The sequence below is a fragment of the Bradyrhizobium sp. JR4.3 genome (genome assembly GCF_040547695.1).
Lineage (GTDB): Bacteria > Pseudomonadota > Alphaproteobacteria > Rhizobiales > Xanthobacteraceae > Bradyrhizobium > Bradyrhizobium canariense.
Window position 1 is genome coordinate 1 of record NZ_JBEPQF010000073.1, and the last position, 10922, is coordinate 10922.

Here is a 10922-nt window from a genome sequence, read left to right on the forward strand (position 1 = left end):
GTATCGCGCCGAAAGGTCGCCTTCTGGATCGGCATTCCGGCGGCGTCGAGCCCAACGACGTGGAAAAGGTTCTTGCCAATGTCGATCCCAAACACTGTTGCCGGCCTGGGCTTGTTCCGTGTCCTCATTGCTTCCTCCTTTCAAAAGCCAACTCAGTCTGATTGAGAGGACGGGGCGGGTCATCCCATTAATGGTGACGCCCGCCGCGAGGCGAGAGGCCATCGCTCATCTGCGGACCACCTTCGAGGTGAGCGAACGGCGGGCGTGCACAGTGCTCGTGGCAGACCGCACATCGGTGCGCTATCGCAGCCGGCGAGCTGATGACGCGGTCGTGCGTGCCCGCCTGCGCGATCCGCCGCCGGTTCGGCTACCGTCGTCTGCTGGTGCTGGTGCGCCACGAGGGGCTGGTCATGAACCACAAGAAGTTCCGACGTCTCTATCGCGAGGAACGGCTGCAAGTCCGCCGGCGTGGTGGGCGCAAACGGGCACTCGGCACCAAGGCGCCGCTGGCCATCCTGCAAGGGGCCAACCAGCGCTGGAGCCGTGACTTCCTGTCGGATGCGTTCGCCGACGGTCGACGTTTCCGCATCCTGGCCGTAGTCGACGACTTCCCCCGCGAGTGCCTGGCGCTCGTCGCCGACACGTCGCTGTCGGGCCTGCGGGTGTACGCGAGTTCGACGTCATCATCGCCTGGCGAGGGCGGCCAGCGATGTGTGTATCGGACAACGGCCCGAACTGACCGGCATGACCGTGCTGTACTTCAGCCAGGAAAGGCAGATCGAGTGGCACTACATCGCGCCCGGCAAGCCGACCCAAAACGCCTTCATCGAGAGTTTCAACGCCCCGCCTGCGCCACGAACTTCGCAATGAGGCGCTATTCACCTAGCGCGCCCGGCTCGAGCCGTGCTGGCAAGCTGGAAAGACGACTACAACAACTCCCGGCCGCACAGTGCGCCGGGTAACCTCACACCGACCGAATTCCCCAACCGCAGCGATCCTGGGCCGCAACGGGGGGAACGCTGCGCTATGCAGAGGGCTCCGCGCCCCGCCCCGTTGCTCCACCGGACCCGATGGGCTCAAATGTCACCGGGACGCTCCCCATTGCTGGATGAAGCGAGGGGCTCGGATCATTAGCTCACGATCCCAAGGGAAACTACCATACGCGCGTGAATATATCTGCGCCTTTCAACTTGCTAGGCTTACCGTTCTTATCAACGTAGAACAGCATCCATGACGCAGGCATTTGAGAGCCGTTGGTTTTTCCGACCCAGCGAGTAAAGGAATTGCATTGGGCAAAAGTAACAACAAAATACAAGCCAGTTGGACCAATAGCTCCGGATGCAGGATATGGAATGCCCTGGCAGGCAAATCCTTGAGCATGATTTGTGAAGGTCCCTTGTATTGCCCCGTTATTGGCGGACCAGATAAACAGTTCCGAACCCCGTTCGTTCTTCCAGTATGAAGGAGTAGAGAGCCCCTGCGCCATGACCTCATCGGAAGGAAAGAAAAATTGAGCGATAAGCAAAAGTCCCAGAAATCTCTTCATATTGAAACCCCAAAGAGGTCGCTTAAACGTTGCAACGTGTGCTCGGCTGATACAGCGGCTTAGGCAGTTCTGTTTGCAAACATCCTTCGACCAAACCGTACGTCAGCTCGATCGCCCCGTCGTTCCATTCACTTGCAGCAGACTTTTGGTGAAACTCGAGGCGAGTCGCTTCATTCTTACCTTACGTTCGGCGCCGGGATGCGGCCTATATGCGCCAAATCGCGCTGGATCGCGGCGAAGTCGGCTATTGTCGCGCGCCCGTTCCGCCTGTCATCCCAGCAGATGCTCGGCTATTTTGAAGTGCGGCGCGTCCACAGTTGCATGGAGTGGGGCACCCCGTAATAGGAGCACCGAGTCCGCTCATCGCGAATTGGCGCACAGCGGGCACCTACGTCGCTGTGCCAAAGACGGCCAATAGACGCCGACTCAATTTCTTTCGAAGGTACGACGTTGTGCCCGCACCGGCAATTGCAGCAATCGCGGCGACACACACGTCGCCGACTTGGATTGAGGTTCGCAAGAGCTGCGTTAGGTTTTCAAGACCGTAAAACTAAATTAGCGTCGAGAACGAGATGAGCGTCGTGCAATTCGCTTACCTGAATGGACACAAGATCGTTCTTACAGGTGATGCCGGACGATCAGCCTTGACTGAGGCAGCTGAGTTTGCGCCGCAAGCCGGGCTCTACTTGCCCGGCGTGGACCGTTTTCAGGTACCTCATCATGGGGAGCGCCGCAACGTCTCGACGGAACTGCTAGAACCGATGGCTTGGGCCGCGTCTGGTTCAACTGCTGCCGGACGGCCAAGAGCTTTTCACCGCAATGATTAGCGCCGCAGATGAAGACGAGGAGCACCCGAGGAAGGCCGTGCGGAGGGCTATGCTGCATCGTGGTGCGTTGATTTGTACCACTGAGGACGGCGCTTTCAGTGTCTGGAATAACGCTCCCTATCGCGGTTGGGGGCGTGTCGCCAACAAGCCATATCCCGACGAACAAGAAGAGTAGCAATGAAGAGGGCAGCTAAAGGGGCAAAAGAGAAATCTCTCAAAGACCAGAATACCGCATCACTCGTCACCATCTTAATAGTCAACATCGCCCTTTTTGCCGCTGCGCTTAAAACAGACCAATTAGTGGCGGCGGACTACCAGGAGAACCCATGTCGCCATTGGAAGCAATTGTCAGTTGGCTAGAAAAGCAAGACTCCGAGATGCAGGAAGAGATTGCGGGCCTCACAGCGTTCTTGTTGTTCGAAAGCGACGATGTGCTTCTGACGGGTGGCCCGGGAGCTATGCGGGAAAGTGGGTGATGACGGAATGAGATAGGCGGCGTATCGAGGCGGGTGTCGAGCCTGCCAGAACCTCTCAAGGAGAGCGATACGCCATGAACGAGACTAGCAATATTGTTGCCCTTCGTCAGCCCGACGATATCGACGATCCACTGACCAATATTCTGCGAGCTGGTGCGCGGCAGCTTCTGGCGCAGGCCGTGGAGATCGAGGTCGAGACGTTTCTCGCCACGGTGAAGGATTTGAAGCTTGACGACGGGCGCGCCCGTGTCGTGCGGCATGGTTACGGCCCGGCGCGAACGATTGCGACCGGGATCGGACCGGTCGAGGTCGCGCGGGCGAAGATTCGGGACCGCGGGGCGGCCGGCGATAGCGAGCGGATCCGCTTCAGCTCGGCGATACTGCCGCTGTGGGCGCGGCGGACCAGGAGTCTGGATGCGCTGTTGCCGGTGCTGTACCTGCGCGGCATCTCGACCGGCGATTTCCAGGAGGCGCTGACGGCCCTGCTGGGCAAGGACGCGCCGAACCTGTCGCCGGCGGTCATCGCCCGGCTGAGGGCCGAGTGGCAGGGCGAGTATGAGCGCTGGCAAAAGCGCGATCTGTCGGCGCGACGCTACGTGTATGTGTGGGCCGATGGCGTCTTCCTGCAGGCGCGCATGGAAGACCACGGCGAATGCATGCTGGTGCTGATCGGCGCGACGCCGGAAGGCAAGAAGGAATTGATCGGCTTTCAGGTCGGCGTCCGGGAGAGCGCGCAGAGCTGGCGCGAGCTCCTGATCGACGTCAAGCAGCGCGGGTTGCAGATCGCCCCGGAAATTGCCATTGGTGACGGCGCGCTCGGCTTCTGGAAAGCGCTTGACGAGGTCTTTCCCGGCACGCGGCACCAGCGCTGCTGGGTGCACAAGACCGTGAACGTCCTGGACAAGGTCCCGCTCTCGGTGCAGGCCAACATGAAGAAGGACCTGCGCGAAGTCTACTGGGCGCCGAACCGGGCGGCCGCCGAAGTGGCGATCGACGTCTTCGCCGAGAAATACCGCGCCAAGTACGGCCGGGCGGTCGAATGCCTCGCCAAGGATCGCGACGCGCTGCTGGCCTTCTACGACCTCCCTGCCGAGCATTGGGATCACTTGCGCACGACCAATCCCATCGAGAGCGTGTTCGCCACCGTGCGGCACAGGACGGTGCGCACCAAGGGTTCGTTGTCGCCGACCACCAAGCTGATGGTGTTCAAGCTGGTGATCGCCGCATCAAGGACCTGGCGGCGGCTCAAAGGCACAAACCAGTTGCCGAAGATCATCGCAGGTGTCAGATTCAACGACGGCATCGAGGTCATCCAAGCGCCGGCAAACCACGCCGCCTGATCACCCCGTCACCCAAAATCCCGCATAGCTCCGTTCTGTCGCGGGAGATCCCCATCGCCCGCGCCTAGGTCGTGACGACCGGGAGCAATCGTGCTCCCGAATCGTCCTTTGCTGTTGGGCAGCTTTCTGTTCTGGGTCTTTCGAGGCTTTAGCCCGAGAATGAGACTAGCCGAATGCACCCAACGTATTGGCCGGTTTCACTGATATTCGCGCGGCAGTTTCGCGACGGCCCGACGGAGCATGATTTCGATGCACCGAACGCAGACAGACTCGCCGTTTCCGGCCGGAGGGGCGACGACAGTCAACTTCTCTGGCGAGAACTCCTCGTCGCAGTGATCGCAGCGGACAGATTCGGGTAAGCTCATGTTGATTCGCACCAGAGATTAGACCGCATGGTTGAACAGGTTAGCGGCCGAAAGTTGTTTCACCTCACCGAAACGAAGCCGTATAAGCAAGCGTTGGCCTTGGGCCAAGTTGTCAAGCTAGGGGAAAGCGACACCCATTTTTTGGTTTTTACGAGGGCTCTCGGACCTCCCCTGTGACGGACCAGAACGGAATAACTGTCGAGCTGCGTGCGGTCGAGTTCCTCAAGCAGGTTGAAGCTGGGCATGTCAACTGCCCGATTTTGCCGACAATCGCGGTCGAAGTGGCACGGCACTACGTCATGCTTTGCCGCGAGCTGATAATGGAAGACATCAGGCTTGCAGAGTTCAAGGGCGAGCCGCCGTCCCGCCAACGCTGCTTATACGCCTGCGAAACGCCGGAAGAGGCGCGCCACTGGAAGCAGCTTGTCGGACTGGGTAGCACGGTGTGCGAGTTGACCTGTACAGGTACGATTCATCGGGCGGATGCCAGTCACTTACTTGGTGACAGTGAGCCTCTTTCCGTAACGAGAGAGCGGGCTCGCAAATACTGGCGGGGCGAGGCGGGCGAGAGTCCTCAATGGGAGACCCTGTTCGTGGGCGATGCCCAGTGACAGGCTTCGGCCTGTGAAGGGGAAGCGTGTTCGCTACGCCGCTTCTTTTTCAGCGGCATCTCTCTACGCCGCAGGGTTCGGCCAATGTACTCAGCGATTGCTTCAACGGCTGTTCGCTTCTCAGCCTGCATGTCGTAACGGTCATAGGTCTTTCCGCTGCCGACAATGGCATGATGCGTGAGCGCCTCCGTTGTGTCGCGGGGAATACCCATGGCCCGTGCCCAGGTCGTGGCTGACCGGCGCGCATCGTGCGGAGACCATTCGGCCATCTTCAACTTCAGCCGAAGGCGGCGGACCGCCTGGAACAGAGCGTGCCGGTCAATCGGCTTCTCGCCTTTGCCCGCGTAGACGGGAATCCACAAACGAAAATTGCAAGGTTTGGGGGCCTCAAGCCCCCAATCCCTGCAATCTCAAATGCCGCCGCAACCGGAAAACTGACTCCTGCTCAATCGCTTAGAGCCTTGTTCACGGACGACTCCGCACGCTCCCGCTCCAGAATCACAAGCACAAGCACAAGCATTGAATACGTCTGCCTACCGCGTTCGGGCAAAACGATCGAGATGTCGGACTTGATCATGCCTTCAGAACGGGAGCCTCTTCAGTCGCCGCTGACACGCGATGGGAGAAAGTCCGGCCGGTTCGCCGGTGGCAACGCCAGCGCGCGCTCCGCCGGTCCTATTTGTCGTACATGGGCCCGTTTATGAATGTTCTTGCGCCACAGCATCGCGTCAATCGGCTTGCCGCCCCAATGATGAGACAGCCGGACTGCGCTGCACGTGCAGCTATGCCTTCAGTGGGGGCGCTTTGTTGGTCGCACAATCGCGGCCTCACCTGGCGGGTGTGCCCACACTGTGCCCCGACTTTTTTCGGGCACACGGAAAGGGAATGCAAGTCATAAGTAATTGAGATCAAAGGATAATGGTGGGCGCACAAGGGATCGAACCTTGGACCTCTCCCGTGTGAAGGGAACGCTCTCCCGCTGAGCTATGCACCCGAAACCATCATGCAGGCGACCCCAGTTTCGGCCGCCGACGCTTTGGAGCCCGCGATTTAGAAGTGCGGGCCGAAGGTGTCAAGTTTCGAGGCGCTGCCGGACCGGAAAACCTTCTCCCCGGACCCGCAATTCAGCGGTCAGACTGTATTGGGGCGGCTTACGCGCCCTGCTGGCGGGCGCGGGAGGCGTGGGCCTGGAGCGCGCGGATACGTTCGGCCAGTGTTCCGCCGCCTTCGGGCAGGGTGCCGGCGGCCGTGCCGTTGGTCGGGGCGTCATTGGCCGGGCGCGGCGCCGGCCTCGGCGGCTGGCCGGCCTCCGCCGCGAGCAGGGCCTCGATTGGCGAGTTCGGTCCTTCGAGCTGCATCGCGAGCTTGGCCACCTCGGCGGCGATGTCGTTGATGCGTTCGCGCAGCAGCGCGTTCTCCATCCGCTCGGTCGCCCAGGAGCTCTCGGCCTGTTGCTGGATCGCGTTGATGTCGCGCTGGAGCTTGGCGCGCTCGTCGCGGGCGGTGCGGAGCTGCTCCTCCAGCGCGGTCTTTTCGGCGCGGATCGATTCCATCGCGGCCGACGATTTACCGCCGCTCAAGGCCGCGATCTCGACGCGCAGCTCCTTGATGGTGCGCTCGTTGCCCTCGTTGGCCTGGCGGAGCTGGTTGTTCTCATAGTCGCGCTCGGCGAGCAGCTTGCCCTGCGTGGCAAGGCGTCCCTCGAGATCGCCGACGCGGCCCGACAGCATCTCGGCCTCCTTCACCTGCACGATGAGCTGACGATCGAGATCGGTGACGCGCTGGCTCAGATTCTCGACCCGGCCGCGGGCGTCGCCGAGCTCGCGCGAGGCGGTCTCGGATTCGGTGCGCTCCTGCGCCAGCCGCGCCTGCGTCGCGGCAAATTCCTTTTCGGCGTCGCCGACGCGGTTCTTCAGCTCCTCGATCTGCGCACGGACCACAACCAGCTCGACCTGACGGCTCTCCGCCATCATCGAGCGGTCGGACAGTTCGGAATTGATCTTTGCGAGCTCGCCCTGCTTGTCGGTCAGCGCGAGCTCGGCGGCACGCAGGGCTGCGGTCTTGGTGTTGAATTCCTCTTCGGTGGCGCGGAGCTGCTCCTTCACCGCCTTCTCGCGCGCCTCCAGCGCGAAGATCGTGGCGTTCTTCTCGCCGAGCTCGATCTTCATGCGGTTGATGGCGTCGCTCTTCTTGCCGAGCTCGGCGAGCTGGCTCGTGGTCTTGTTCTTGAGCTGGTCGACGCTCATCTCCAGCCGTCGCGCCGACATGGCGAATTCGGCGCGGAGCTGGTCCTTGTCGGCCTGGATCTCGGCCATCGACAACGGCGTGGCGGCCTCGAGCCGGCGCGTGGTCAGGCGCACGGCGCGGTTATGCACCAGCGGCACGATCGCAAGCCCGCACAGCATCGAGAGCAGGAAACCGATCGCCAGGTACATGATCGGTTCGACCATGGGCCAGAACTCCCAAAGCTAAGGAAAAATTTACCAAGGACATTGCATGCGGGGCCGGCAAAAAGCCAGCCCCGACATGTCGTTAACCTTGATCCGTCGCCGGAGGGGAAAGCGGAACGCTAGAACGGGTTCCAGGTCGCGCGCGGGGTGAATTTCAAATAGCCGATATTGGCTCCCAGCCGCAGGCCGAGGCCCGAGCGGATCGGCACCAGCACGATGTTGTTGGCGGTGAGCGCCGTCATGCCGAAGCCGCCGATGATATAGGCCGAGCCGTCGAGGCCGGCGAAGCGCTGGTAGATCGCGTTGGTGGCGGGCAGATTATAGACCAGCGTCATGGTGCGCGCGCCGTCGCCGCCCCAGTCGAAGCCGAGCGAAGGACCCTGCCAGTAGACCCTGAGGTCGCCGGCGTTCTTGGTGTAGAGCGTGCCTTCGCCGTAGCGCAGGCCGGCGACGAAAGCGCCAGACCCTTCCTCACCGAGGATATAGCCGTTGGGCAGGCCCCATTGGCTGACCGCCTTCTCGATGATCGAGGCGAGACCGCGCGAGACGTTACCGAAGAAACGGTGGCCGGCGTTCACGAGTTCGTCCGGCCCATAGGTGCTGGGCGTCTGGGTCCGCTGCGGCGGCGGCAAATCGGGCGGCGGCGGCTGCTGGGCGGAAGCCGGAATGATCCACCCGACCATCGCGGCAAGCGCGACTGCGGCAAGGCGTGATGCGAAAGTCATAAAAGAACCCCTGGTATCGAATCCGGTCGCTTCCTTAACCTGACGCCAACAGGCACGGCTCTAGGTTGCGCCGGATGTCCCCTCGACTCGGATGTTATCCGCAGCAACTATGACGGCAGAACGGCAGGAAGCCAGCCCTTTGCGCCCCGGAATTGCCTTGATCGGCCTTCTGGTCTGCATGCTGTCGGGCATTTGGATCCTCTGCGCGGGGTTGCCGGCGCAGGCGGCCACCACCGAGCGGATCGTCGTCAACCGCTTCAGCGGCGTGGCGATCGAGGGCTTCGACCCCGTGGCCTATTTCGTCGATGGCGCGGCCGTGCAGGGGACGGCCGAGTTCGAGGCGAACCTGTGGGGCGCGGTCTGGCGCTTTCGGAACGAGGGCAACCGGGCCTCTTTCCTCGCCCATCCCGAGGTCTACGGGCCGCAGTTCGGCGGCTACGATCCGGTCGATATCGCCCGGGGCGTCACCATCGCCGGTAACCCCCGTTTCTTCGGGATCGCGGCGCAGCGGCTCTATCTGTTCAGCCGGGAAGCCAATCGCGACGCCTTCGCCGCCAATCCCGAGCGCTTCCTCTACGAGGTGGGCAAGCGCTGGCCGGCCCTCGAGGACAAGCTCAGCCAGTAGGCCCCTTCACGACGTCAGAGTCTTGCCGCCTGCGGGTCACCCCAGGCGATGAACTCCGGGATGATGAAGCCGGCATCGTGCCGCTCGCCGAAGCGGAGCGCGCCGCCCTTGCCGTCGGTCACGCTGCCGCCGGCCGCGGTCACGACAGCGTAGCCGGCCCCGACGTCCCATTCACAAGTGGGCCCAAAGCGGGGATAGATGTCGGCACTGCCTTCCGCGATCCGTCCGAATTTCACGGCCGAGCCGACCGTCTTTCTGACGGCGCTGGGGCGGTGATCGATGAACGCCTCGGTTCTGGGATCGCCATGCGAGCGGCTCACCGCGGCGATCCAGGGCTCGCCCCGAGGCGGCAGCTTGCGGGTATGGATCGCCTCGGCAGCGCCGATGGTCGCGCCGTCAAACCCGACCCGCTCGGCGCCGCGGCCGACGATGCCGCGCCAGAGCAGCCCGAGTGCAGGGGCGCTGACGATGCCCAGCACCGGCACGCCCGATGTCACGAGGGCAAGGTTGACGGTGAACTCGTCGCGCCCGGCGACGAACTCCTTGGTGCCGTCGAGTGGGTCGATCAGGAAGAAGCTCTCGCGGAACGGCGGCGAGGCGAGCTGGGTCCGCTCTTCCGAGAGCGTCGGGATGTCGCCCGCAAGCTGCGCCAGCCCGTCCGCGATGATGCGGTCGGCGGCAAGGTCGGCCTCGGTGACCGGCGAGCCGTCCTGTTTGCCGTCGACCCGCATCGCGGTGCGGTTGACCGCGAGGATGGCTTCACCCGCCTTCACCACCAGCGCGGTGAGCGGCTCCATCAGGTGGGAGGCGGCCGTGCTGTCGATGATCCGCTTCACCTGCATGCCTCATTCATCGGTAATTCCATCCCTACGCGAGTGATTCGCCGCGGCATTAGGGCCGGTTCGAACCGATCGCAAGCTAGCTGCCACGGGCTTGCGAATGTTAGAACCTGCGGCATTCGTCAAGCATGCTTGATTCGCCGCGTCCGCGCCGTGCAATTCCAGGAACCCTTTATGTCTGACGCTTCGTCACCCGCTACCGTCACCGCTCCAGATGCGCTCGAACTCGCTGCGCTGCTGTGCTCGCGGGTCTGCCACGATCTCATCAGCCCTGTCGGCGCCATCGTCAATGGGCTCGAAGTGCTCGACGACGATCCCAAGCCCGACGACCGCGAGTTCGCACTCGACTTGATACGCAAGAGCGCGAAAACCGCCTCCGCCCGCCTCCAGTTCTGCCGCCTCGCCTTTGGTGCGGCCGGCTCGTCCGGCGCGCAGATCGATCTCGGCGATGCCCAGACCATGGCGCGCGGCCACATCGAGGACGGCAAGTGCTCGATCACCTGGAATCTGCCGAGGATCTTGCTGCCGAAGAATCGCGTCAAGCTGCTGCTCAACATGCTGGTCGTTTCGCAGCACACGATCCCGCGCGGCGGCACGCTGACGATCGATCCGATCGGCGAGGGCGAGACGATGAGCTTCCGCATCACCGCGACCGGACACAATGCGCGCCTGCCGCAGAACATCTCCGAACTCCTGAGCGGCGAGCGCGGCCCGGCCGCGGATGCGCACGCGATCCAGCCTTATTATACGCGGCTGTTGGCAGAGGCTTGCGGGCTGACCGTGAGGCTCGCGCACGAAGGCGAGGCCATCACCATCATCGCGTCGTAGACACGAAGCCGCTCTCAAACGTTAATCGAATCTTTACAAGGCGCTTCGGCTTGTCCGGAGCGCCTTATCTCTTTGTTGATTCCGTTCTTTTCCACATACTCAACCAATATTAAACGCTTTGCGGTGAAGCTGGCCCCATTCCGAATTGGCGCATCACGTCTTGTGTGCGCGCCCTCCCTGTATGAAGGCCTGTTTTCATGGATGATCTGTTGCGGGAGTTTTTGACGGAAACCAGTGAGAGCCTGGACACCGTGGACAATCAGCTGGTGAAGTTCGAGCAGGAGCCGAAC

At 62.3% G+C, this 10922-nt stretch carries 10 protein-coding genes, 1 tRNA gene and 1 pseudogene; 7 read left to right on the forward strand and 5 right to left on the reverse strand.

Going from position 1 to position 10922, the window contains the following annotated elements:
* Positions 1–190 precede the first annotated feature (190 nt).
* Positions 191–1134: pseudogene (locus ABIB91_RS41230) on the forward strand (IS3 family transposase); the annotation flags it as partial.
* Between the two features lie 19 nt (positions 1135–1153).
* Here the strand turns inward: ABIB91_RS41230 and ABIB91_RS41235 are convergent.
* Entirely contained in the window at positions 1154–1546 is a 393-nt protein-coding gene (locus ABIB91_RS41235) for an avidin/streptavidin family protein (protein ID WP_354172865.1), read from the reverse strand.
* A 572-nt stretch (positions 1547–2118) separates the two neighbouring features.
* On the opposite strand from ABIB91_RS41235, the gene ABIB91_RS41240 reads away from it, so the two are divergent.
* From ABIB91_RS41240 to ABIB91_RS41255, 4 genes are all read left to right on the forward strand, one after another.
* A complete protein-coding gene (locus ABIB91_RS41240) occupies positions 2119–2373 on the forward strand; it encodes a ComEC/Rec2 family competence protein (protein ID WP_354172867.1) in 255 nt (84 codons plus the stop codon).
* Between the two features lie 177 nt (positions 2374–2550).
* Positions 2551–2733: a hypothetical protein gene (locus ABIB91_RS41245; protein ID WP_354172869.1), complete on the forward strand. Its 183-nt coding sequence runs from the start codon at positions 2551–2553 to the stop codon at positions 2731–2733.
* 190 nt (positions 2734–2923) lie between these two features.
* Positions 2924–4189: an IS256 family transposase gene (locus tag ABIB91_RS41250; protein ID WP_354172871.1), complete on the forward strand. Its 1266-nt coding sequence runs from the start codon at positions 2924–2926 to the stop codon at positions 4187–4189.
* A 538-nt stretch (positions 4190–4727) separates the two neighbouring features.
* Entirely contained in the window at positions 4728–5165 is a 438-nt protein-coding gene (locus ABIB91_RS41255) for a DUF2441 domain-containing protein (protein WP_354172873.1), read from the forward strand.
* Positions 5166–6084: 919 nt separating this feature from the next.
* Here ABIB91_RS41255 and ABIB91_RS41260 read toward each other — a convergent pair.
* The 3 genes from ABIB91_RS41260 to ABIB91_RS41270 all read right to left on the reverse strand — a co-directional run bounded on the left by ABIB91_RS41260 (position 6085) and on the right by ABIB91_RS41270 (position 8340).
* Positions 6085–6159, reverse strand: a tRNA-Val gene (locus tag ABIB91_RS41260).
* Positions 6160–6316: 157 nt separating this feature from the next.
* Positions 6317–7615 carry a coiled-coil domain-containing protein gene (locus ABIB91_RS41265; protein ID WP_007600524.1) on the reverse strand — a complete coding sequence of 433 codons (1299 nt, stop codon included), beginning with the start codon at positions 7613–7615 and terminating at the stop codon, positions 6317–6319.
* 119 nt (positions 7616–7734) lie between these two features.
* The gene (locus ABIB91_RS41270; protein ID WP_027565201.1) at positions 7735–8340 is read right to left on the reverse strand and encodes a DUF1134 domain-containing protein; all 606 of its coding nucleotides are present in this window, start codon (positions 8338–8340) and stop codon (positions 7735–7737) included.
* Between the two features lie 139 nt (positions 8341–8479).
* Here ABIB91_RS41270 and ABIB91_RS41275 point away from each other — a divergent pair, with 139 nt between their 5' ends.
* Entirely contained in the window at positions 8480–8965 is a 486-nt protein-coding gene (locus ABIB91_RS41275; protein WP_354172878.1) for a YHS domain-containing (seleno)protein, read from the forward strand.
* A gap of 14 nt (positions 8966–8979) precedes the next feature.
* Here the strand turns inward: ABIB91_RS41275 and cysQ are convergent, their stop codons facing one another.
* Complete coding sequence (cysQ, locus tag ABIB91_RS41280; protein ID WP_354172876.1) at positions 8980–9807, reverse strand: 3'(2'),5'-bisphosphate nucleotidase CysQ; 828 nt, start codon at positions 9805–9807, stop codon at positions 8980–8982.
* 171 nt (positions 9808–9978) lie between these two features.
* On the opposite strand from cysQ, the gene chpT reads away from it, so the two are divergent.
* Entirely contained in the window at positions 9979–10632 is a 654-nt protein-coding gene (gene chpT / locus ABIB91_RS41285) for a histidine phosphotransferase ChpT (RefSeq protein ID WP_007600529.1), read from the forward strand.
* Positions 10633–10922 lie beyond the last annotated feature (290 nt).

Bases quoted from the DNA above. Each gene is read 5' to 3' on its own strand.
- chpT (WP_007600529.1), top strand. From the start codon at position 9,979: ATGTCTGACGCTTCGTCACCCGCTACCGTCACCGCTCCAGATGCGCTC.
- ABIB91_RS41265 (WP_007600524.1), bottom strand. From the start codon at position 7,615: ATGGTCGAACCGATCATGTACCTGGCGATCGGTTTCCTGCTCTCGATG.
- ABIB91_RS41235 (WP_354172865.1), bottom strand. From the start codon at position 1,546: ATGAAGAGATTTCTGGGACTTTTGCTTATCGCTCAATTTTTCTTTCCT.
- ABIB91_RS41240 (WP_354172867.1), top strand. From the start codon at position 2,119: ATGAGCGTCGTGCAATTCGCTTACCTGAATGGACACAAGATCGTTCTT.
- ABIB91_RS41250 (WP_354172871.1), top strand. From the start codon at position 2,924: ATGAACGAGACTAGCAATATTGTTGCCCTTCGTCAGCCCGACGATATC.
- ABIB91_RS41245 (WP_354172869.1), top strand. From the start codon at position 2,551: ATGAAGAGGGCAGCTAAAGGGGCAAAAGAGAAATCTCTCAAAGACCAG.
- cysQ (WP_354172876.1), bottom strand. From the start codon at position 9,807: ATGCAGGTGAAGCGGATCATCGACAGCACGGCCGCCTCCCACCTGATG.
- ABIB91_RS41270 (WP_027565201.1), bottom strand. From the start codon at position 8,340: ATGACTTTCGCATCACGCCTTGCCGCAGTCGCGCTTGCCGCGATGGTC.